The sequence below is a fragment of the Clostridium sp. DSM 17811 genome (assembly GCF_018861905.1).
In the GTDB taxonomy this organism is placed as follows: domain Bacteria; phylum Bacillota; class Clostridia; order Clostridiales; family Clostridiaceae; genus Clostridium_AD; species Clostridium_AD frigoriphilum.
Genome location: NZ_JAHLDU010000012.1, coordinates 34,609 through 56,723 on the forward strand (window position 1 = coordinate 34,609; position 22,115 = coordinate 56,723).

Consider the following 22,115-nt stretch of genomic DNA (forward strand, 5'->3'; position numbering starts at 1 on the left):
CTAACCAGTCAGTATATAAATTGCTCCGGCAATCTAACCACTATAGATTTTATAGTTAGAAATAAGAACAATTTTTTCATTAGTTCCTCCTCATTTTTTTGTTACTTTTATGCACAATTTAAAGCAAATAGTGAATTTATACTTTTCAGAGTTTAACGATTCTTTATCAACAATACTAACTTCCAATATTCCTCCCATCTCTTCTGCTAGCAATTTTGCAACTGTCAACCCTAACCCTGTACCACCTTGATTTCGGGAACTATCTTGCATATAAAATCTATTAAATAAATGTGGAATATCATCTTCAGAAAGCATATTTGTATCATTGATAAATGAAATTAATACATTTCCGTCATCTTCTTTCATTGAGATTCTTAAAAAACTATTGGCATATCTACCAGCATTTTGTAATAAATTGAGAAATATCCTTACTAGTGCGGACTCTTCCCCCATTACCCATATCGGATGCTCTGGTATATTAACCTCTATTGCTAAATGCGATCGCTCCAAGATTTGGTAATTACCCATAAGAGATTCCTTTAAAGTTCTGGAAATATCTACATTATTCAGTGTCAATCCAAAATCTCCTGCATTTAAGCGGGAAAAATCATAAAATTGAGTTACCAATATTTTCATAGTTTCCGCTTTATGCTCGATAATTTGTAACGCTTCTGCCAGTTCTTTGTCCATGTTAAGTTCTTTATCCGTTTTTTTGATAAGTTTTAAATAACCCAGGATTACAGTTAAAGGAGTTCGTAAATCGTGACTGATATTTTCTATTTGCTTCTGGAACCCTTTTTCTCTTTTTTCATAATTCTGCCGTTCTTTTCTGATTTCCTCTAAAGTATAATTAAAGGAACACAAGACCTTCTCTAAATCCCTATTCGGTATCGGCAAATGAAGAATTTGGTTTTGTGTAAGATCTTTTTGTATTTCCCGTATATCTTTTGTTATCTCACGAAACGCATATAGGATTGAAAAATAGTGAAATGCAAAATAACCCCCTATAATAGCTAAAATAATATACAGCATTTCGCTCCTCCTATCCAAAATCAGACATATAAATTACAATTCTCTTTTTCTCAATAATATGACACCCACTAAGGAAAAAACAACGGTTCCAATTATGCCGGACATTAAGCATTTAGCCATTCCTTCTGCTGTACCCCATGCAGTAATACTCTGTGACATATTGACGCTCATTCCATTTGTACCAAAAAAATTATCGGGCATCCACATAGCAATGTTGCGAATCATATCAAAACGAAGACCCAAGTAAAAAAAGATTTTAGGAATAATAAACCAAATTGTAACCCAAATAATAATCCCGGTAGAAGCTTTCTCAAATGCTTCTATACATACAATTCCCGAAATCAACGAAGCGACAGCTATAAAAAATACGGCTGGAATTTCTGTCAATAAAGCCATCAGATTTACGGGGCCTGTATGTTCCAAAAAAACAACTGCACTTATAATATAAACACTTATGACTATAATCAAAGAAAAGATAGCTGTAACAGTGGCTACAATACATTCTCCGGCAAAGACCTTAGTTCTTGGAATACCAAAAGCAATCGTATTTTTTAAATTGCCATATTTTCTGTTCCCCTCATAGAGAAAAATCCCAATAACAGCACCCATAACACAAAACAACATTGGATTTGCTACTAAATTTGAATATGAAAACGAAGTTGTATCATATCGAAAACTTGAACCGTCCATTCTTCCAAACCAGCCTAATACAGCATTCAACAAAAATGACAAAATTACTAAAATTGCAGTTAAACAATAAATACCTCTGCTGTGGGATACCCGATAAAATTCACTTTTTATATAATTCATAATTTTTCTTCACCTCGTTTCTTCAATCCCATATAATAATCTTCCAAAGAAGATTGAATTGTTCTCATACCTGTTATATAAATCCTGTTTTCAGAAGCTAATTTACTGTAGGCTTCTGCTTGTGCCTGTGGTCTATAGATACGAATATTGTTTTCTGGAAGAACTTTGTAGGTTTCTTTTGGGAAATCCCTTTCCAATAAAACCGAATATTCTTCCACATCCGATACTGTAATTTCAATGCAATCCGAACATTTCTCAAGTAATGCATGTGACGAGATTTCTTCAATCAAAATACCTTTGTTTAAAAAACCATATGCGGTAGCAATTTGTTGAAGTTCAGACAATATGTGGCTCGACAGTAGAATTGTAATATTCTTTTCCTCATTCAAGCGATGTAGCAAATTACGAAATTCGATAATACCGCTAGGGTCTAGTCCGTTGATAGGCTCGTCCAGAACTAAAAGCTGTGGTTCTCCCATCATGGCAATCGCAAGACCTAATCTCTGTTTTTGCCCCATTGAAAGATTTTTGCATTTACTGTTTCGCTTTTCTGTAATACCCATTAGTTTTACCATTTTATCAACTTTTTCTCTATCTGGAATACCCTTTTGAATACAATAATACTTTAATATTTGTTCTACTGTCATGTTGGGAAAAAAACTAGGCTGTTCAATCATGCACCCTATTTTTTTCCTGGTACTTTCCAACTCCTTTTCTCCATATTTTCCAAAAAGCTGTATTTCTCCATCTGTTGCATAGCTATGTCCAGCTAACAATTTTAAAAGGGTACTTTTTCCGGCACCATTATCACCAACTAGTCCATAAATACTTCCTCTTTTCACATGAATATTTACATGATCTAATGCAAGGAGCGAACCATATGCCTTTGTAACTTGTTTTGTTTCTATAATATAATCATTCATTTATCTACCTCCATATAAAAATAAGTTTATCAATTGTTGGATTTCCTCATTGAACAAACATATTATAACAGTCCATTCTTTAATAAGTCATAAAAAACTTTTAAAGAAGTCATAAAGTTTTTTATTGGAGTTTAAATCCAATGCCATATACGGTACGAATATAGTCTTCTTCGGAATCCGCTTCTTTTAATTTTTTTCTTAAATTGCTAACATGAACATTTACAGTGTTATTTTCACCGTAATATCCACCATTCCACACCGATTCATACAAACTTTCTCTGGAATACACTTTCTCTGGGTTTTGCATTAAAATGTAAAGAATATCATACTCATGAGCTGTTAATACGATTTCTATTCCATCAATTGTTACTTTTCTGGACTCAGGATAAAGTTGTAAAGTCTTATATGTTAGAATTTTTTTAGAGCTAAATTCTTTTCCTGCACGTCTTAAAGCCGATTGAACTCTTGCAATCACTTCCTCTGGTTCAAAAGGCTTAGTGATGTAATCATCTGCACCATTCTTTAATAAAGATACTTTATCCCCTAAAGAATTTTTTGCTGAGAGTACCAGAACAGGAACATTATAATGTTTATTCTCCCTAATATCATGCAATAATTCCTCTCCTGATATTCCAGGAAGCATAAGGTCAAGTAAAATAAGGTCTGGAATTTCTTTCTCTAATAATAATTTTGCTTCTGTACCCGAAAAAGCTTGTACAGTCTGATATTCTGCTTTTTCTAATATCTTAACCAACAATCCATTAATATCTGATTCATCTTCTACAATCAGTATCTTGTATTTCATTTTCATCAATCCTTTCTAAATTGCCATCTCCACGATGTCACATATGATGAGTCCGTCATTCCTTCTCTTGAACCATGAAATTATGTATTTAATTATTTTATATCTCCTCTATTTATCTGATAATTATACTATATATCTAGTAATCTGTTAAAGAATATTTCTTATTATTTTTATTGGAACACTTAGATCAATCAGTCTCACTTCCCATTTCTTTGCTATACACCCTCACATAATTCTGCTAAAAAGTGCACACCCCTAACTTCAAAATCCATAGGGGTGTGCATGTCCAATATAAAAATCTATAAATTTAACCTCTAAACCTAAAGATTCTACTCTTTTATCTTCAAAAAATAACGAAAACCCCTGAATTTCAAGGGTTTTCTATTGTATCAAACTTGTTGTTTTCTTATGAGATGTTTAGGCTAAAACTCAATTTTAATACAATTTAGCAAAAATACACGTTATATCATAAAATCGCATACTGAAAACAGTGAATTGTAGCGAGCAATGTATACTTAATAATGTTGAAATTGAAAGGCAACTACTCAAGGCTGCCTTTATTTTATCATATATGAATATTGTGAATTCCCACATAAGTAGCATAACCCCGAACATTGAGCAAGTAAAAATTATAAACTCAACAAGCGTTTCATTTGCAACGTTAGAGGTTTAAATCGTTGTTTTGATTAGATTTAATCCTTAGCGTATTATTTTCGCGTTTTGATGGCAGTACCCCTTTAATATCAAAGCCGAATAAGATTTTAATAACCCAAGCAAAAATTAGTATTACAACTATCGGAATAACACAAGAGGTTACGATCAGAACAGCAATTGTACCTATGAAAGTACTAAGTGTATCTTCTCCCTTTTTAGTTATTTCAGATATTCCATTTCCTATTTTAGAAGTGAAATTGGATATATGATCGCCAATTTTTTCAATCCAGTTTTCGTCTTCTTTAGAAAATTCTTTTTTCTTTTCTTCTATATATTCTTTGTTTTGTTTTGCAGTTTCAACCGTTTGTTCTATTGAAGTTTGGTAAGAAGAATAAATTGAGTCACTTACTTTTATACTTGCGGGAATTGCTATAAATAGAATAATTCCAAATATAGTTAGTTTTATTGCAAGATTTTTTAATGCAACTTCGTTTTTGTATAAATAAAAAGAACCTAAAATACAAGCAAAAGGAATAATAAAGGTAAATGACACATAACCAACTACTGCAATTAACATCTTTTCTAATAAAATTGCACACAATACAACAATGAAATAAGAACTTAATTCTGCGATCTGATTAGCTATTGGCGTTGCAACATCTCCGGGTAGTAACGATAAAGCTGTTGAGGATGCTGCCGCTGATGCTGCGAGTTTCATAACTATAACTTTTTTATCGTCCAATGATTTTATGTTTGCTGCATTAAAACTTGGGGATGTTACTATTTTTGATACAACCAAAATTGAGAATAATGCTATTGCGAGTAATGTTATCAGCATCATAGTTCGTTTAGAAAACTTTATTTTTGTTTTTTTTATTATACTTATCATACGTTACCTCTCCTTTGTAAATTCCACGTTAATAATTAAAAGTCCGAACTAACTCCATTATACAACAAAAGGATAATATTGGCTATAATTGGTGTGTATAATTTTCAACACTACTCTTTAACTACTCTTCAACATAGGCTAAATATAAATCTAATTCCAAAGTGAGATGGTTAGGCTAATTATTTTATTACAATTTGGCAATAATCATTATATTGAATGAAATTTCCATTTAAGCTATCTGCGAGTAGGGCAATTTTATCTTTTCAATCTTTTTTAAAGGAATGATGTGAAAATGAGTAATGAAAGAAAAGTCACCAAAATTGAGAGAATACATCTCATGCTAAAAGTGAAGGTTGCAATATACTGCAGAGTCAGCAGGTTGCATGCTGACCAAATAGAGAGCCTTAAAACCAAATCCACCAATATAAGCAGATGGTTAAGCGGCACCTTGATTGGGAACTGGTTGATGTATATGCAGATATTAAATCCGGGAAAAATACTGAAGGCAGAGTAGAATTCCAAAGAATGCTCTCAGATTGCTATGACCACAAAATTGACTTAATAATTACCAAATCAGTAAGTCGCTTTGGACGCAATACAGTGGATACACTAGCTGTGATAAATAAATTGCGTAGCCTGCTTGTTGATGTGTACTTTGAAGTTAAAAACATTAGTATTTCAGAGACAAGTAAGACTTTTCTATTATCTATTCTCAACGCAGTGGCACAAGCTGATAGTGAATCAAGAAGTCAAAATATTAGGTGGGGTATTCAGCGTGGCTTTGAGACCGGAAACTCAAAATTTTATAATCGCAAGTGTTATGGGTATATTAATGCTTATGATGGAAATATTGTTATAGATGAAGATCAATCCAAAGTAGTACAAAAAATTTATGAGTTATATCTTAGTGGATATAGCATTCTAGCAATAATTCGTTACCTTAAAGAAGAATGTATAAATTCTCCAACTGGCAAAGATCATTGGGCCAAGCGTACAATTGATACAATGCTTTCAAATGAAAAATACACGGGCAATGTGGTGGTTGGGAAAACTTATGGCCTTGAATATCCTAGCACTAACAGTAAAATCAACAAAGGCGAATTTCAGAAATACTTATCAATGGACCGCCACCCACCTATTATTTCACAGGAGCTGTTTGATAAAGTTCAGTTGAAAAAAATAAGACGTAGCAATATTCAAGTAGTTGAAGATACCGTGATTCGCAGAACTACTCACTACAGTATGAAAAGATCAACAATAACAGAAACCAATAATGAGTAGGCTAAATATATTATGAGATAACGATTGCTGAGAGAATTGTTGTATTTATTTGGTAATCATACTCAAAGCCGCTAAAACACTGGCTTTCTACTTCTACTAAAAAGTGCACACCCCCTACACTAAATTTCATAGGGTGTGTTCATTTATTCCATTCTAACCTATAATTCATGACTTTCATCTCAAATTACAGCTTGCATTTCATCCAAAAAACAACAAAAACCTCTAAATTCAAGGGTTTTCCATTGTATCAAACTTGTTGTTTTCTTATGGTGGAGGAGAACCGTGCCTAACTATATCACTGTCCATTGAGAGAACTTCATTATATAAATGAAATAAGTAATGCCTATTGTTTTTTCTTTAAATCTACTCAAAATAAAAACAGTTATAATAAAATACTACTTTTTATGATTAATAAGTTTAACATTATTTAATTCACACTTATATCTCTTATATCAAATACGGCATCTTTGTTTAACCCAATTACCAGGATATCTAAATGAATAATACGAAAACAGTCATAACCTTAAACAAAAGACTATTCTAGGCTTGATGAAAATAAAATAAAAAAAATCCCTCTTATCTTCCATGGAAAATCTCAAAACTGAGCATCCAGAAGTTAAAAGGAAAGTTATTGAAACATTTGCACATAAAATTATAATTTATGATTTTATTATCACTAAATTGTATGGGATTTCTGCTGGAAGGTAGACACCCTTATACAGATACCCCTTAGATTATTTTTTATTTTTTATATCTTCTAACAATCCTTCAAACCATTGAACATTTACTGTATGATGAGAAAGTGAATTTTCCAACATTTTTTTAAAATAAGTAGGCATTGTTTCACAATGTTCAAGAGATTCTTCTAATAAAGAAATTTTCTTTTTAGTTTGTTCGATTTGTATTTCTATTAGTTTTGTTGACTCCTCGCTTTTATATTCATTAACAAATAGCATTGCTGCATAAAAAGATAAGTTTATATAGTCTGTCTTAGACCCATACTTATACATCAATTTTTCAAATTCTTTATCCCCTAGATCAGTAATGATATAATTGCGCGTCTCTCTAGTATTTTCTAATTGTTCGATTTTTTTAATATATTTTTTTTCTTCCAATTGTTGAAGATTATAATAGAATGACCCTTTAGTGAAATTTACTATATATGTATAGTGTCGCTCTTCCATTAAGGCTAATAATTCGTATCCGTAGGAACCTGAGTTTTCTTTTAATAAACCTAAAATTAGTAATGGTATCAAAAAACACCTTCTTTATATTCTTCATCAAAATTGAGCTGGTAGTTATTCCGTAGTTATAAGGTTTAACCATTATTGATTTGTATAAATTGAGATTCAAATTCATTATACGATATTTTTCCTAACGCAAAATCCATACTTTTTATATATATCTTTTCTGCTTTTGAATGTGTTCTAGTATTATTAATATTTATCAACTCATTTTCATTAATCAATGGCTTCAACACATGTTGCTTATTAGAAAATGCTTCAAAATATCGCATCCCAAATTTTCTTTGAGAAATTGCATCAATATGAATACCATCAGGATTAGATGTTAAACCTGATGCTGTGACAAAGTAACAATTATCTTGTTCAACAGTAAATTTCTGTAACTCTTGATTAATAAAGTTATATTCAATACAGCCTTTTCCGAATCCTTTTTTGCCTAAAAAATCTCCTAAACCACCAATAATAAAAGGAATATCTGGAGCGTTCAACTCCTTTCTAAGAGCCTCAATAATTAAAAGTAATTTTTTATAATAGCCTTTGTAGTTACCATTCATACTATCAGTTTCTCCTTGATGCCATAAAATTCCTGTTATCTCACTACTTTGCATAGCAAATTTAGCTTCAGTTATTGCATGTCTAAAAAGCACTTGATCTACTGCCCATTCATCCAGAGTGCTTCCACCTTCAGCACAAGGAATTAACCCAATAGTATCTTCTTCATTTTGACGACACCATGCATCTGTAAATGAACCAGCCAGACTTATTCCTGAAACAGGACGGTCATAATTGATTGGTTAAGTCATCATTTGCCATCTACCATTACGCAACATTTGACTTCTTAAGATAATTTATGATATTTCTGATTTGGATGTGGTAGAACGTTCACGTTATGATATGTCCTTTAAATATTTTCTGGATATGACACCTGAACAAGATGTAATCGATTCTAGTTCACTTACTAAATTTAGGAAACTAAGACTGAAAAATGCAAACCTATTAGATCTTCTAGTTAATAAAACTGTTGAAATTGCGATTGAAAAGGGAATCATAAAAAGTAAGTCTATTATAGTCGATTCAACACATACAAGAAGTAGGTACAATCAGAAGTCTCCTTGTGAAATCTTAATGGAAGCATATGAGAACCTTAGGAAGTCAGTCTATAAAATAGATGAGGCAATGAAAACTCAATTTCCTATAAAAATATATAATGGAAATTTAGAGGACCAAATGGAATATTGTAAAGAACTACTAGAAGTAGTAAAAGGTAATGAGGTTTTATCTGCTTATCCTGTTATTATAAGTAAAATAAATACCATAAATGAACTACTAGAGGATGATGTAATTAACTTAATTTCTGCGAATGACACTGATGCTAAGATAGGACATAAAACATCCGACACCTCTTTCTTTGGATACAAGACCCACTTGGCTATGACAGAAGAAAGAATAATTACAGCTGCAATTATTACAAGTGGTGAAAAAAGTGACGGTAAACAATTAAAAAGTCTTATAGAAAAAAGCAAGAAAACTGGAATGAAAATTGATAATGTAATAGGTAATAAAGCATATTCTGAAAAAGAGAACATAGAATATGCCTGCAGCGAGAAGCTACAACTAATTTCAAAGTTAAACTCCTCTATTACGCAAGGCCTTCGTAAAAAAGAGGATGAATTTCTGTTTAACAAAGATGCTGGTATGTATGTTTGTAAAGCTGGTCATATAGCATATAGAAAAATATTGGACAATAGAGACAAAAAAAGAAATCAAAGAATTACATATGATTTTAACATAAATAAATGTCGTGTTTGCCCTATAAGAAAATGATGCTATAGAGAAGGTGCTACAAGAAAAACTTATTCTGAAACAATAAAATCGCATATTCATATCGAACATGAAATGTTTCAAGAAAGTAATTTTTTAAAATCAAAAGTAAAGGAACGGTATAAAATCGAGGCTAAGAATAGCGAGTTAAAACATAGACATGGATATGATATTGCATCATCTTCAGGTCTTGTTTGTATGGAATTGCAAGGTGCAATAACAATATTCGCTGTAAATTTAAAAAGGATATTGAAGCTAATAGATAAATAATAGACATGTATATCAATAAAAGGATAAAATCTAGAAGTTTACAGAGTAATTACTCTATAATATTTCTAGATTTTTTCTATGTAAACTCAAACGTCAAATATAAGCACTCTTTTTCAGTGGCCTCATTGCACCCATGCTGGGCGCACCACAAAAAAAGCTCCAAGGTTAATTTATCCTTGGAACTTTTTAGCTTATGAATTTTATTAATAAGTAAAATTATTTACAACATTTGTAGTTGTTTCAACATAGCTATCAGCAACCTTATCAATTCCATATACCTACACATCTATCAAGATAAACTTATTTTACCTCATTGTAAATTCTATTTTTCTATATATTCCTGGTAAGATATTGGAATCACAATTGAACCATTTTGAATTTTATAATTTGCATTTTCTATAGGATTTTCATTATTTATTAAGTTCATTCCAATAATATAAACCCCTTCTGCAAAAGATCTTGGATAGTGACAAATAGTCCCCATCATATATCCGTTATCAATTAAATCTTTTGCTTCTAGTAATGCATCAATACCAAAAACTGATACATATTTTGATTTGTCCTCTTTGTTATATCCATACTTTTGTAATGCTTCAACAGCACCAATTGCCATTGCATCATTATTGGATATTATTGCTTCTATCCTACCATTATACGTAAGAATTAATGATTCTATAGAATTTTCAGCAAATTCTTTACTCCAATTTGCATTTACCATAGCAAGCTGTTCAGTTTTTATTCCAGAATCATTGATCGTCGAAATTACATATTTTTACCTTTCAATAGCTCCTTGATTACTAGCTTCCACACTTAGTAAAATGTACGACAAATAACTTTGCATTTAAATATGTAACATATGTTACATTGCTAATTCTAAATTTAATTATTATTCCCTTCCACAATTAGATACTTCTCCTTTTAATATTCCTAATGCATGGTTTAATTCTGTAATTATATATTCTAAACACTCGTTAACTGCCTTCGGACTTCCTGGTAAATTTATTATTAATGTGCTCTTACGAATTACAGCTACTGCACGGCTTAACATTGCTCTTTTAGTAAATTGTAAACTAAAGCTGCGCATAGCTTCTGGTATCCCTGGAACTATCCTTTCACCTATTTCCAAAGTTGCCTCTGGCATACAATCTCTTAGTGAAAAGCCTGTCCCTCCTGTTGTAAGAATAAGATCCGCAGCTCTTTCATCACAAATCCTCTTCATTTCAGCACTTAGAATATCTTTTTCATCTGGTAGTAATATTGCCTGTACAACTTCATATCCATTTCCTTCAACAATTTTTCTAATAGCTAAACCACTTCTATCTTCTCGTTCCCCTTTATATCCACTATCACTTGAAGTAATTATTGCTACTTTGAACATATTAACTCATCTCCCACTTTGATTTTTCCACCATGGATAACCTTTGAAAAAACACCTTCTCTAGGCATAATACAATCTCCAACTCTCTTGTATATTTCACAATGAGCATGGCACTCTTTACCTACTTGAGTAAGCTCTAAAATAACATCATTACATTTAAATAATGTACCAATAGGTAATGTTTTAAAGTCAATACCTTCAACTAATATATTTTCTCCAAAGGCTCCATCTTCTACTGCTCCCCCTTTGTCATTAAATTCAAGTACTTTATCATAAGATAATAAACTAACCTGCCTATGCCAATTCCCACCATGAGCATCATTATCTAATCCAAATCCTTCAATAACATTACATTCTCCTATATTTTTCTTTTCAGTTCCTCTTTTCTCACTTATACATATGGCAATAATTTTTCCCATCTTTGAGTTCCTCCTTATGTCTTTATAATCAACCACCGATTTGTGACATTATATTTTGTTCAAAATTCTCATAATCCTCAGCTTCTAAAAATCTATTTTCTCTTGGCTTATTGTAAATAGTCTTCTTAATGATTTCTATAATTTCTTCATCATTTTTACCACTTCTTATTAATGTGTTAAGATTCTGACCTTCACTATATTGTAAACAAGTTTTCAAAAATCCATTGGAGGTAAGTCTAGCTCTATTACACTTTTCACAGAACTTATGACTAACTGCACTTATAAAGCCTATTTTCCCTTGAAAATTATCTAAACTATAATAATTACTTGGTCCATTACCTATAGATTTATTGAAGACTGTCAGCTTACCAAAATTTTCTTCAATAATCATCTTTATTCTATCTTCGCTTATCCCTTTAATTTTCTTACCAAGTCCAATAGGCATTAGTTCAATAAATCTAATACTGATATTTTTATTTTGTGCCATTTTAGTTATATCTAAAATTTGTTCATCATTTACACCTGCTATTGGAACACAATTTACTTTAACAACAATATGCTTATATTTTAATGTTTTATTAATACCTCTCATGACCTTGTTTACATCACCAATGCGTGTAATACTTTTATATGCAATTTCATCTAATGAATCTATGCTTACATTAACTGCATCTAATCCTGATTTAACTAAGGAGTCAATTTGTTCTTCTAATAAAATTCCATTAGTGGTTAAAGTAACATTGTTAATACCCTGTATACTTTTTATTTTCTTAATGAGATATGCTAAATTATCTCTTACTAAAGGTTCTCCCCCTGTAATTTTAATTTTACTAATCCCTATTTTTGCAAAGTTTTCACACAAATATATAATTTCTTCATAAGATAATATATCCTTATGGTCTATACTCTGTATTCCTTTTTCTGGCATACAATAAATGCATCTTAGATTACATCTATCAGTAACTGAAATTCTTATGTAATCGATTTTTCTATTATAAATATCAAACATTTCTTATGCCTCCTCTATGTACTTATATTTCAGTTAACAATTCACAATTAACAGTTAAAAAGATACAATTTTAATTAGAATCTATATATTTTAATAATACTTCTATAATTTCATCAACATCGTTTATATTGATAGTTTTAATCCCCTCAAACTTGAAGAACAAATCAGTTGCTATGGCAATTAGTGTTTCTTTTTTACAAACATAATTTCTTGAAATCTCTTTTTTTATAACTTCAACCTTGGGATAATTAGAGTATTTAAAACCCTCTAGCAAAATAATATCTGCTTCTTTGAAATAACTAACTAATTCTCTTTCAGAAACTTCATCCTGTTCTTTAACCATCATAAATTTTGTTTTGGAAAATACAGCTGTTCCATATGCCCCAGCTTCTTTATGTCTATAAGAATCCGTTCCTTCTACGTCACCTTCAAAATCATGTCCATCATGTTTAATTGTAGCAACCTTATAACCTAAGTTTACTAATCTTGGTATTAGTTTTGTTATAAGGGTTGTCTTTCCGGAATTTTTAATCCCACTTATTGCAATTAAAAGAGGCTTCTCTCTATTTTTCATTTATGAATTCTCCACTTTTTCCACCTGTTTTTTTTGCTAAATATACTTCAGAAATTTCCATGGTTTTGTCTATTGCCTTGCACATATCATAAATAGTAAGAAGTGTTACATTAACTCCTGTTAAAGCTTCCATTTCTACTCCTGTTTTCCCCTCCACCTTAACTGTACAAATAGCTTCTATGTAATATTTTTCTTTATTTATTTCAAAATCCACTGTACATTTACTAATCATAAGTGGATGACACATTGGAATTAAATCAGAAGTTTTTTTTACACCCATTATGCCAGCAACTCTCGCTACTCCAAGTACATCTCCCTTTTTAACAGTTTGATTTAAAATAGCCTCCATTACGTGATTATTAACAAAAATTTTTCCTTTTGCAATTGCTATTCTTGATGTTATATTTTTTTCTGAAACATCAACCATAACTGCATTTCCATTTGAATCAAAATGACTAAACTCTGTTTCCATTCACTACACATCCTTAAAAATTCATCTTTTTATAATTGATTATTATTTATTATTTATTGGATAACATTAACTAGTGTAATAATTAAGGCATATTGATTTGTTATTTTTTTGATTATGCCTAACTCAAAGTAAAACAACTTCTACATTATCACCTTTATTTAATTTTGTGGTTCCTTTATGTACATCTATTAAACAGTTACAGCCAACCATAGATGCAAGCATTCCTGAAGAATGTTTATTTTTAGGTAAACTAACTTTTCCATTATTAAAATAAGCACGTATAAACCTTCTCTTCATACTTGGTTTATTAAATTCATCCTCCATAGTTCCTGTAACTTGTTTAGGCTGCAAAGTTTTATTGCCACTTAGTTTAGCTAAAACTGGCTTTCCTAAAAGTTCAAAAGTTGTAAGAGCCGCAAATGGATTTCCTGATAAAGATAATATAGGTTTATTTTTATACAAAGAATACATTGCTGGAGTTCCAGGCTTTAAATTAACCTTCCAGAAGATTCTATTTGCATCTATTAACTGAAGTACATTATGTAAAATATCCTTTTGACCTACTGAAACTCCACCTGTGGTTATTATTAAATCTACATCCTGAATAATTTCACATATTCTTTTCCCAACTTGTTCTTCACTATCTCCAATTATTTCTGCAATTACTGGTCTTAATCCAAATTCATTTAATCGAGAATATATTAAATGCAAATTGCTATCGTAAATTTTTCCTATCTTTAATTGATGTCCTGGCATTCCAACTTCATCACCAGTAACAATTAATGCAATTCTTGGCTTAGCTTTAACTTTAATCGTTGAAATTCCCATGCTTGAAATAACACCCTGATGTACATAAGTAATTAATTCACCTTTTTTTACTAATAACTCTCCTTTTTTTATATCTTCACCAGTAAAACAATAATTATCATATTCACTAAGTTCTTCATAAATTTCAACTTCATTTTGACCGTAATTAGTTTTCTCTTGCCTTATAACACAATTTGCACCTGTAGGAATCTTTGCACCTGTCATAATTCTCATTGCCTCACCTTTTTGAAGCACTTTTTCACTATATCCACCTGCAAATATGCAATCTACAACAGTTAGCTTTTTCATGTTTTCTTTGCTTGCACCTTTAGTATCTTCTGAAATAAGTGCATATCCATCAAGAGGTGACCTATCAAAAGGAGGATTATTCATAGGTGCATAAATATCTTCAGCAATTATCCTTCCGCCGGCTTCAATTAATTTTATTTCTTCAGTTTCTTTAATTTCTTCTATGCTTTCAACCATTAGCTTTATAGCTTTTTCTAGTTCTATATTAAACATGAACTATACTCCCTTTCCAAATCCGCAGTTTGGATATGTGCAAACTTTACAGCTAAGACATAATCCCCCGTTTCCCATTCTTGCAATATCCTTTTTCGTTATCTTAACACCTGCTGCTACTCTTGGTAGTATTAAATCAAAAATTGTTGCTTTAGCATACATTACGCAGCCTGGCAAACCCATAACAGGTGTTCCATCTTCAAAATACCCAAGTAAAAACATAGCTCCTGGAAGTACCGGTGCACCATATGATACAATTTTTGCTCCACTATCTCTAACAGCACTTGGTGTTAAATCATCAGGATCAACACTCATCCCTCCTGTACAAATAATAAGATCTGCACCATTTTTCTTTAATTCATTAATAGCATTTACTATCATATTACTTTCATCCTTTACTATTTTGTGCCCACAAACACTAATTTTATATTGACTAAGTTTATCTATAACAACAGGTGTAAATGTATCTTTAATTCTTCCATAATAAACTTCACTTCCTGTTGTTACTATGCCTGCTTTCATATTCTTATAGGGTAATAATTCCATAAGAGGATTATCTCCTGCAATTTCTTGTGCATTCTTTAACTTTTCTTCTTCAACAATAAGAGGTATAACTCTTGTCCCAGCTAATTTTTCACCTTTTTTCACTGGATAATTTGTATGTCTTGTAGCAATCATTATTTCATCTAACTCATTAATTTTGTTTAGTCTTTCTACATCGACTCTAAATAAACCATCTATGTCTGCAATTAATTCAATCTTACCCTCTTTAACTTTTGAAGGTTTAATATTTTCATTTTTGCAAATATCATATAGAATTTCTGCTGCTTCATTTTCATGAAGCATTCCTTCTGTTTTTTCCCAAACATAAAGATTCTCTTTCCCTATAGATAATAGGACAGGAATATCTTCTACTCTAACTATATGCCCTTTTTTAAAAGCTATATCCTTTACTACGTCTTTTATGATTCTAGTAATATCATGACATATTACATGCCCTACCGCATCAACTGTAGCTATTTTTTTCATAAACAACACCCCTTTTTTCAGTTATGAGTTAAGAATTAAGAGTTAAAAGTTGTAGTTGAAAGTTTCTTTTAATATCTTATCTTTTCACTTCTTAATTCCCAATTAAGAAAAACTCACATATATTAAAAAACGCAAAAAAGCTGTATTATTTCATCCATATAAAAAGGTATGAAAAATACAGCTTTATACCTAAGTATTTTGCTCTAAATATCATTCATTATTTACCAAAAGATAGAATATCCCCTTGTGCAAATAATGCTCCTTCTCAAATACAGAAGGCTAAATGGTTTCCCACGTAACCCTGAAAGTAATTAAGGCATATGAAAAATTTAATATGCTTAATTTCACTTTGGCTCAATATCATAGATTTTACTCCTTAGATATTTTTGCACGGAGACTATTAAATTAATTCTAAATTTCCAATCATTTCCTAAGTTTATCATAATCCCTTAAGTCATTTACATTATCCAAAATATTTTTATTAAAATTAGTCTCAGATAAAGGTATAATTTTTGAGTTTGCTCTTCTTATTAAGTTTAAAAGCTTATAATCCTTTTCCTCTATCATGTTTTCAATTTTACCAATTAAGTCTTTAGAATATATTCCACCTAAAGGACAGATTCTGCCTTTTTCATCTTCAGTCACAATGCACTCTATATTTTCTGTAATAGAATCACAAAGAAAATCTATAAACTCTTTTTTTATCTTAGGCATATCACAGGCGATTACAACGATATACTTTTCCTCAATCATTTTTAATGCTGAATATATACCTCCCATTGGTCCAATATCCTTGTACATATCCTCTACTAACGTGAAGTTCAAATTTCTATATTTCTCTTTATTATCTACTGAAATATAAATATTCTGAAAACCTGTTAATTGATCAATTATACTTTCAATAAAACTCTTATTCTCATATTTAAGAAAAGCCTTGTTGTTTCCATTCATTCTTCTACTTTTACCACCCGCAAGGACCAATGCTCCAATTTCCATATGAACCATCCTTCTGATTTATACTGATACTATGCTTTTTGCGACTTCCACTAGATTTGTATGTTGGGGATTACCCTTCGCCAGCGGTGTTGGCGTAGTATGGGTAAGTACATTAATGCACCCGCGCAAATCTGTTCCCTCTTTATCTGGGCTATACCATGCACCTTCACTGAGTGCAACTATACCTTTTGTAATCCTAGTAGTTACTTTCGCAGGAATTCGCACTCGTCCTCGGCCATTAAACACATCAATCATCATACCATTGCTAATACCGCGTAGCCTTGCGTCTTCCGGATGAATCCACAACCCTTGAGGATCCACTTCTTCCATCCATTCATTATTGTCATGGATAGAATGACATCTTCTCTTCGAATGATAACCTATAAGCTGTAACGGATATTTATTTTTCAATGGATCCGCCGGACCTTCCACACATGGTGTATAAGATGGAATCCCTGGAATTAGCTCATGCTGATTCATGTCATACAAAGTTTTACTAAAAATCTCGATTTTTCCCGAAGGTGTTTTAAACGGAATTTTATCTTTAATCTGTTTTTCAAAAGCTATACGTATCTTATTGTTCTTATACTGATACCCGCCGCGTTTCTTAAATTTCTCATAAGAAGGCAATTCCCCTTCAAACTTTCTAATTTCCTCATAACTATCACTTAACCAATCTTCTACCGTTTCATGTCCGCATGTGAATTCTTCATACAATTCCAGTTTACGGGCAACTTCCTTCAACCAGTCATATTCAAATCTGCACTCAAAAATAGGCTCCATCATTTTGGCATTATATAAGAAATAGTTACCATCACCCACCCACGGCATTGTAATATTATTTCCTTCAAATACAGAAGTAGCAGGAAGCACTAAATCGGAATATCTAGCACTTGACGTCATAAAAATATCTGAGGTAACAATAAACTCACATTTGCTCGTATCCTTTAATATCCGTATTGTATCGTTAATATTACTGTGCTGGTTAATCAAGGTATTACCGGCCAAATTGACAACCATCTTAATATTGCTTTCCAAACGCTCTACCCCTTTTAAACCATCTTCAACAGGTTTCAACTCTGTACCATGTTCGATGGCTTTTGTCCAAAGAAAGTTAGGAATAGTACCAGAATATGGATTTGTAGGCTCAGGTATCGACGGCATCTTATGCATAGGAGGACATATATTGTCTCCTGCAGATCCACCTGATATTCCTACGTTGCCTGTCAGGCAACATAACATGGCTATACCTCGATAAGTCTGTTCTCCATTACCAGTACGTTGTATGCCAAGACCTGGCAGAATGCATGCTGGTTTTGTTAAAGCATATTCCTTAGCCAGACGCTCTATAGTATCAGCTGGGACACCACATATGAGTTCCGCCCATTCTGGCGTCTTTTCCACACCATCTTTTTTACCAAACAGGTAATCGCTATAATTTTCTTCTTCAGGAATCCCTTCCGGCATATGTTTTTTATCAAAACCGATACAATACGTATCCATAAACTTTTGATCTTCTAATCCCTCTTTTAAAATCACATATGCCATGGCATCTATAAGGGCGCCATCAGTCGATGGACGTATACCAACCCACTCATCACCATAAGCAATTACAGAATCACTTTTTCTTGGATCAATCACAACAATACGAACGCCTTTTTTATGCAATTGTGAAATATAATAATTTGTATGTGGCCCATATATTGTTTCTGCAGGATTATGTCCCCATAAAATCAATAATTTAGTATTTAAAACATCTTCCATGGAATTGGAATTAAAGTTATCTCCATATATAGTTGGCATAACATAACCAGCACAAGCGTTGCTATAGCTATTGTGGAATCCTAGATACCCTCCATCCAGTGCAAACAGGTTTCGTATCATATTTTGTGGACGCATAAGGGCTGTTATTCCAGTTGCATTCATCACAAAACGGGAAGCTGCACCATACTTTTCCCTTATTCGTTTCGTCTCACTTGCTATAATATCAATAGCTTCTTCCCAACTGATCCTTTCAAATTTTCCACTTCCGCGTTCCCCTGTACGCTTCATTGGATACCTCAGACGATCTGTACTCAAAAAAGTTTTCTTATAACCTTTTCCTCGCACACATGAACGAATCTGTGGATTTTCATCCGCAGCATTATCCGTATCCAGGTTTATGATGCATCCTTCCTGTACAGAAGCATTAATTCTACATCTTCCGCCACAGTCATTAATACCTGCGCTGCATATATATTTTTCTTCTTTGATTGTAATCTCAGGTTGTTTTTCCCATGAATAACTATCAAATTCCATTATGTCTTTCGAAGTTAACTGAAGTTCTAATCCACCAGACTGCAAAATAGTTTTCATATCTTCTAAAATGCCAGTAAAACTAGGGCTACAATCGTACTTCGCAACAGCCATAATCATAGACTGGACAGTATCTATCGTAAAGGCTTGGATAAATTGATTTATCACTTTGCTATAATCATCAACGTTTCTCAGTGTCAAACTGCTTAAATACTCTAAGAAGCGAAATTGTTCCCCGATATAGTCGGCTGGATTTCCATCCATACCAATTGCTTCATATCCATACTTTTTATAAAACTTAATTACTTCCAGCGTAACTTCATTTTGCAAGATTTTCCCGCTGTTTTTGCATGCTGATGCCCAAAGCGGTATAAATATATTTGCATCGGTGCCTTTTAAACAGTTCTCATACTCTGTTTTTGTTAGGTTACATTCTCGACCAAACTCGCTGCATTCTGCTTTCCAACAATCATATGAGTTAAAAAACGAAACTACCATATGGCAACTCGCATAAAAAGATTCTAATAAATTAAGCATCGTGTACCTCCTTTTCATTGAATATCTGCTTACGTAGAGCATCAATTCCAACCAAACTACCTACTCTGATAGCTCCTTTAAGTTTACCGTTACAATACCATCGCTTTTCCTTACTTTTTGTAAAGTGCGGATTGATTGCAAATATAGGAGCATCATTATTTTCTACCGTTTCCACTTCATATTGCAAATCCGGATTCTTTCCAGCATCGCCCACAGCAAATATGGCAAATTCAGGGCTATTTAGCAGCAATGAGCTGTCAATCATTCCATAGCGCAATCTTTTGCCGCATGCATTGGCTCCAGCGACTTGCCCCTGGACTTTTGCCTGGGACCAAAGCGAATAATTTATGCCATTGTGCTGCGCACAATCTCCACAGGCATACACTCCGCTTACAGACGTTTCCATGTGTTCATTTACTACAACAGCCCGATCACATTCAATACCAGCCTCTTTAGCTATTGATGTATTGGCACGTACTCCACAAGACATAATTACAAAATCAGCAGGAATTATTGTTCCATCTGCTAATCTCACATCGGCTGCTTTTTCCCCAGGTGCTATACCTGACACATTAGCACCAGTAATGACCTTAATAGGGTTTAACAATTTTTCTAAACTCTTGGCAGTTTCTTCATCTAGTAATCTTGGCATTAGATAAGGTAGAGTTTCTACCACTGTAACTGTAATGCCAAGGTGCGAAAGTTCCAAGGCCATCTCAAGACCGATCACTCCTCCACCTATTAGTACTGCAGAAGTTGCTCCCAGTATAAGCTTCTTAATCCCTTCAATATCCTTATATGTCCTGACACTTACTACCTGCTTCATGTCAGATCCAGGAATAGGAGGTATAAAGTTACCCGCGCCTAATGCGTAAATGCATTTATCATACTGATAAATTCCCTTGCTGGTAATTACTTTTTTATTTTCCACATCCAGTTTTTCTATTTTCGCATCTAGTACTACTTCTATACTATTCTCTTGATACCAACTTTCTGGATAAAGAAAATTCTTTTTCAAATCATAGGATAACAGGGGTGTTTTGCTTAACATTGGCCTTGAATAGGATAATACATCTTCATCAGAAATCATAACAATGTGGCAGTTACTGTCATAAATTCGGATATTCTCCGCTGCGCTTATGCCAGCCATTCCGTTTCCTAAAATCACGTAATTTTTCCTTCTATTTTCCATACTGTTCTCCTTCCTGATGGTTTAAAAATTCATCGTTTAAATCCTTTGGAACACTTATTTTAATTGAAGGCTTGGTTTGTTCTGGTGACGGAAGAAATGGCAATGTTTGTACTGATGATTCTTCTCCCAACTCATCTAATTTTCCAAATTTTAGCGAATGGGTAATACAGGCTGCAACACATGCTGGTGCCAGCCCTTTCTCACGCCGTTCATAACATGATTCACATTTTTGTGAGACACCCTTTGTTTTGCTAAAGGATACTGCACCATACGGACAGTTCCAAACACAGGCCCCGCAGCCAATGCATTTCCCATCATCATGCCTAACTGTCCCATCTTCTGCAACATACATGGAACCAACAGGGCAGACTTTTACACACGCTGGTTCCGCACAGTGATTGCAGGCACCAGAATAATGATAATGTTCTTCATTATCTCTAACATCCATTGATATAGTTTCTACCCTACGATAAAACTCACCAGACCTCAGCTTATTTACGTCCTTGCACGCCACCTGACAGGCACTGCAACCTATACAAGTTGTCATACCATAATAAAATCCAAGACGTTCCATATTCGACCTCCTTATATTTTTCATATATAAAATTAGCTTCTTCTATCATATTTTATTGACTTTTACTAGCTAGTCTATTTAAAATCTTCTTAGTTTAATTTCTCTATTTGAGCCTCCAAGTATTTGTTATATTTACTTAGGAACTCACTTACAATGTGCGAATCATTATCATCAAATTCTTCAAAAAACTTTTTATCTCTTTCTCTCCCGGAAGAATGTATTTTTAAATGTTCATCAAATAATTCTTGACCTTTTGGGGTTAATTGGTAATAAATCTCTTTTTTATTACATTCTACTTGGTAACTTTCAATATCTCCATTATCTAATAGTTTTTTTGCTATTCTACTAATAGCACTTTTAGTCATTGCTAATTCTAATGATATTTTTGTAACATTTGGCTGTTCCAATTTACCTATTAGGTGAATGCAGTGAATTTCAGAATGTCCATAGTTATATAAAATTTCTCTAGAGTTTAATTTATCTAATGCATCGTGTTTTTCAAAAAATTCTGTAAATTGAACCAGTAATAATTCTGAATACGACATATATTTTTTGTTCACTTCCTTTCAACAAATACATTTT

22 protein-coding genes, 1 pseudogene and 1 riboswitch are annotated in these 22,115 nt (G+C 32.5%); of the genes and pseudogenes, 3 read left to right on the plus strand and 20 right to left on the minus strand.

Annotated features, from left to right (window positions below):
- Nucleotides 1-90: 90 nt before the first annotated feature.
- From KPL44_RS15120 to KPL44_RS15140, 5 genes are all read right to left on the minus strand, one after another.
- The gene (locus tag KPL44_RS15120; RefSeq protein ID WP_216251971.1) at nucleotides 91-1,032 is read right to left on the minus strand and encodes a sensor histidine kinase; all 942 of its coding nucleotides are present in this window, start codon (nucleotides 1,030-1,032) and stop codon (nucleotides 91-93) included.
- Between the two features lie 33 nt (nucleotides 1,033-1,065).
- On the minus strand, nucleotides 1,066-1,842 hold the full coding sequence (locus KPL44_RS15125; RefSeq protein WP_216251974.1) for an ABC transporter permease: 777 nt from the start codon (nucleotides 1,840-1,842) through the stop codon (nucleotides 1,066-1,068).
- Nucleotides 1,839-2,765 (minus strand): ABC transporter ATP-binding protein, encoded by a 927-nt coding sequence (locus KPL44_RS15130; RefSeq protein ID WP_216251977.1) that lies wholly within the window; start codon nucleotides 2,763-2,765, stop codon nucleotides 1,839-1,841. The genes KPL44_RS15125 and KPL44_RS15130 overlap by 4 nt, the downstream gene beginning before the upstream one ends.
- 121 nt (nucleotides 2,766-2,886) lie before the next feature.
- Nucleotides 2,887-3,576 carry a response regulator transcription factor gene (locus KPL44_RS15135; protein WP_367302952.1) on the minus strand — a complete coding sequence of 230 codons (690 nt, stop codon included), beginning with the start codon at nucleotides 3,574-3,576 and terminating at the stop codon, nucleotides 2,887-2,889.
- Between the two features lie 655 nt (nucleotides 3,577-4,231).
- Complete coding sequence (locus KPL44_RS15140; protein WP_216251982.1) at nucleotides 4,232-5,113, minus strand: hypothetical protein; 882 nt, start codon at nucleotides 5,111-5,113, stop codon at nucleotides 4,232-4,234.
- 414 nt (nucleotides 5,114-5,527) lie between these two features.
- On the opposite strand from KPL44_RS15140, the gene KPL44_RS15145 reads away from it, so the two are divergent.
- Both KPL44_RS15145 and KPL44_RS25820 read left to right on the plus strand, forming a co-directional pair.
- On the plus strand, nucleotides 5,528-6,394 hold the full coding sequence (locus tag KPL44_RS15145) for a recombinase family protein (protein WP_441303746.1): 867 nt from the start codon (nucleotides 5,528-5,530) through the stop codon (nucleotides 6,392-6,394).
- 585 nt (nucleotides 6,395-6,979) lie between these two features.
- On the plus strand, nucleotides 6,980-7,102 hold the full coding sequence (locus tag KPL44_RS25820) for a hypothetical protein (protein ID WP_301182970.1): 123 nt from the start codon (nucleotides 6,980-6,982) through the stop codon (nucleotides 7,100-7,102).
- 26 nt (nucleotides 7,103-7,128) lie between these two features.
- Here KPL44_RS25820 and KPL44_RS15150 read toward each other — a convergent pair whose 3' ends face one another.
- A complete protein-coding gene (locus tag KPL44_RS15150; protein ID WP_216251986.1) occupies nucleotides 7,129-7,650 on the minus strand; it encodes a PadR family transcriptional regulator in 522 nt (173 codons plus the stop codon).
- Nucleotides 7,651-7,712: 62 nt separating this feature from the next.
- Nucleotides 7,713-8,429: a sialate O-acetylesterase gene (locus KPL44_RS15155; RefSeq protein WP_407935019.1), complete on the minus strand. Its 717-nt coding sequence runs from the start codon at nucleotides 8,427-8,429 to the stop codon at nucleotides 7,713-7,715.
- Between the two features lie 43 nt (nucleotides 8,430-8,472).
- Here KPL44_RS15155 and KPL44_RS15160 point away from each other — a divergent pair.
- A pseudogene (locus KPL44_RS15160) lies at nucleotides 8,473-9,729 on the plus strand (transposase); the annotation flags it as partial.
- A 322-nt stretch (nucleotides 9,730-10,051) separates the two neighbouring features.
- On the opposite strand, the gene KPL44_RS15170 reads toward KPL44_RS15160, so the two are convergent.
- From KPL44_RS15170 to KPL44_RS15230, 13 genes are all read right to left on the minus strand, one after another.
- A complete protein-coding gene (locus KPL44_RS15170; protein WP_441303748.1) occupies nucleotides 10,052-10,492 on the minus strand; it encodes a substrate-binding domain-containing protein in 441 nt (146 codons plus the stop codon).
- A gap of 123 nt (nucleotides 10,493-10,615) precedes the next feature.
- Entirely contained in the window at nucleotides 10,616-11,107 is a 492-nt protein-coding gene (locus KPL44_RS15175) for a MogA/MoaB family molybdenum cofactor biosynthesis protein (RefSeq protein WP_216252006.1), read from the minus strand.
- The gene (locus KPL44_RS15180; RefSeq protein ID WP_216252008.1) at nucleotides 11,095-11,526 is read right to left on the minus strand and encodes an MOSC domain-containing protein; all 432 of its coding nucleotides are present in this window, start codon (nucleotides 11,524-11,526) and stop codon (nucleotides 11,095-11,097) included. The genes KPL44_RS15175 and KPL44_RS15180 overlap by 13 nt, the downstream gene beginning before the upstream one ends.
- A gap of 28 nt (nucleotides 11,527-11,554) precedes the next feature.
- Nucleotides 11,555-12,535: a GTP 3',8-cyclase MoaA gene (gene moaA, locus KPL44_RS15185; protein ID WP_216252011.1), complete on the minus strand. Its 981-nt coding sequence runs from the start codon at nucleotides 12,533-12,535 to the stop codon at nucleotides 11,555-11,557.
- A gap of 70 nt (nucleotides 12,536-12,605) precedes the next feature.
- A complete protein-coding gene (gene mobB, locus KPL44_RS15190) occupies nucleotides 12,606-13,109 on the minus strand; it encodes a molybdopterin-guanine dinucleotide biosynthesis protein B (protein ID WP_216252013.1) in 504 nt (167 codons plus the stop codon).
- Nucleotides 13,099-13,581 carry a cyclic pyranopterin monophosphate synthase MoaC gene (gene moaC / locus KPL44_RS15195; protein ID WP_216252015.1) on the minus strand — a complete coding sequence of 161 codons (483 nt, stop codon included), beginning with the start codon at nucleotides 13,579-13,581 and terminating at the stop codon, nucleotides 13,099-13,101. The genes mobB and moaC overlap by 11 nt, the downstream gene beginning before the upstream one ends.
- Before the next feature lie 123 nt (nucleotides 13,582-13,704).
- Nucleotides 13,705-14,910 carry a molybdopterin molybdotransferase MoeA gene (locus KPL44_RS15200; protein ID WP_216252017.1) on the minus strand — a complete coding sequence of 402 codons (1,206 nt, stop codon included), beginning with the start codon at nucleotides 14,908-14,910 and terminating at the stop codon, nucleotides 13,705-13,707.
- A 3-nt stretch (nucleotides 14,911-14,913) separates the two neighbouring features.
- Complete coding sequence (locus KPL44_RS15205) at nucleotides 14,914-15,939, minus strand: molybdopterin-binding protein (protein WP_216252019.1); 1,026 nt, start codon at nucleotides 15,937-15,939, stop codon at nucleotides 14,914-14,916.
- 242 nt (nucleotides 15,940-16,181) lie between these two features.
- Nucleotides 16,182-16,347: riboswitch (molybdenum cofactor riboswitch) on the minus strand.
- Nucleotides 16,348-16,362: 15 nt separating this feature from the next.
- Nucleotides 16,363-16,935, minus strand: coding sequence for a molybdenum cofactor guanylyltransferase (gene mobA / locus KPL44_RS15210; protein ID WP_216252020.1), 573 nt, complete (start codon nucleotides 16,933-16,935; stop codon nucleotides 16,363-16,365).
- An 18-nt stretch (nucleotides 16,936-16,953) separates the two neighbouring features.
- Nucleotides 16,954-19,767, minus strand: coding sequence for a DMSO/selenate family reductase complex A subunit (locus KPL44_RS15215; RefSeq protein WP_216252022.1), 2,814 nt, complete (start codon nucleotides 19,765-19,767; stop codon nucleotides 16,954-16,956).
- Nucleotides 19,760-20,959, minus strand: coding sequence for an NAD(P)/FAD-dependent oxidoreductase (locus KPL44_RS15220; protein ID WP_301182971.1), 1,200 nt, complete (start codon nucleotides 20,957-20,959; stop codon nucleotides 19,760-19,762). Before KPL44_RS15220 ends, KPL44_RS15215 begins: the two co-directional genes overlap by 8 nt.
- Nucleotides 20,949-21,533 (minus strand): 4Fe-4S dicluster domain-containing protein, encoded by a 585-nt coding sequence (locus KPL44_RS15225; protein ID WP_216252027.1) that lies wholly within the window; start codon nucleotides 21,531-21,533, stop codon nucleotides 20,949-20,951. Before KPL44_RS15225 ends, KPL44_RS15220 begins: the two co-directional genes overlap by 11 nt.
- Nucleotides 21,534-21,622: 89 nt before the next feature.
- Nucleotides 21,623-22,078: a MarR family transcriptional regulator gene (locus tag KPL44_RS15230; RefSeq protein WP_216252029.1), complete on the minus strand. Its 456-nt coding sequence runs from the start codon at nucleotides 22,076-22,078 to the stop codon at nucleotides 21,623-21,625.
- Nucleotides 22,079-22,115 lie beyond the last annotated feature (37 nt).

Bases quoted from the DNA above. Each gene is read 5' to 3' on its own strand.
- moaA (WP_216252011.1), bottom strand. From the start codon at position 12,535: ATGTTTGATATTTATAATAGAAAAATCGATTACATAAGAATTTCAGTT.
- KPL44_RS15205 (WP_216252019.1), bottom strand. From the start codon at position 15,939: ATGAAAAAAATAGCTACAGTTGATGCGGTAGGGCATGTAATATGTCAT.
- KPL44_RS25820 (WP_301182970.1), top strand. From the start codon at position 6,980: ATGGAAAATCTCAAAACTGAGCATCCAGAAGTTAAAAGGAAAGTTATT.
- KPL44_RS15230 (WP_216252029.1), bottom strand. From the start codon at position 22,078: ATGTCGTATTCAGAATTATTACTGGTTCAATTTACAGAATTTTTTGAA.
- KPL44_RS15200 (WP_216252017.1), bottom strand. From the start codon at position 14,910: ATGTTTAATATAGAACTAGAAAAAGCTATAAAGCTAATGGTTGAAAGC.
- KPL44_RS15175 (WP_216252006.1), bottom strand. From the start codon at position 11,107: ATGTTCAAAGTAGCAATAATTACTTCAAGTGATAGTGGATATAAAGGG.
- KPL44_RS15180 (WP_216252008.1), bottom strand. From the start codon at position 11,526: ATGGGAAAAATTATTGCCATATGTATAAGTGAGAAAAGAGGAACTGAA.
- KPL44_RS15140 (WP_216251982.1), bottom strand. From the start codon at position 5,113: ATGATAAGTATAATAAAAAAAACAAAAATAAAGTTTTCTAAACGAACT.
- mobA (WP_216252020.1), bottom strand. From the start codon at position 16,935: ATGGAAATTGGAGCATTGGTCCTTGCGGGTGGTAAAAGTAGAAGAATG.
- KPL44_RS15120 (WP_216251971.1), bottom strand. From the start codon at position 1,032: ATGCTGTATATTATTTTAGCTATTATAGGGGGTTATTTTGCATTTCAC.
- mobB (WP_216252013.1), bottom strand. From the start codon at position 13,109: ATGAAAAATAGAGAGAAGCCTCTTTTAATTGCAATAAGTGGGATTAAA.
- KPL44_RS15135 (WP_367302952.1), bottom strand. From the start codon at position 3,576: ATGAAAATGAAATACAAGATACTGATTGTAGAAGATGAATCAGATATT.
- KPL44_RS15130 (WP_216251977.1), bottom strand. From the start codon at position 2,765: ATGAATGATTATATTATAGAAACAAAACAAGTTACAAAGGCATATGGT.
- KPL44_RS15225 (WP_216252027.1), bottom strand. From the start codon at position 21,533: ATGGAACGTCTTGGATTTTATTATGGTATGACAACTTGTATAGGTTGC.
- KPL44_RS15220 (WP_301182971.1), bottom strand. From the start codon at position 20,959: ATGGAAAATAGAAGGAAAAATTACGTGATTTTAGGAAACGGAATGGCT.
- moaC (WP_216252015.1), bottom strand. From the start codon at position 13,581: ATGGAAACAGAGTTTAGTCATTTTGATTCAAATGGAAATGCAGTTATG.
- KPL44_RS15125 (WP_216251974.1), bottom strand. From the start codon at position 1,842: ATGAATTATATAAAAAGTGAATTTTATCGGGTATCCCACAGCAGAGGT.
- KPL44_RS15215 (WP_216252022.1), bottom strand. From the start codon at position 19,767: ATGCTTAATTTATTAGAATCTTTTTATGCGAGTTGCCATATGGTAGTT.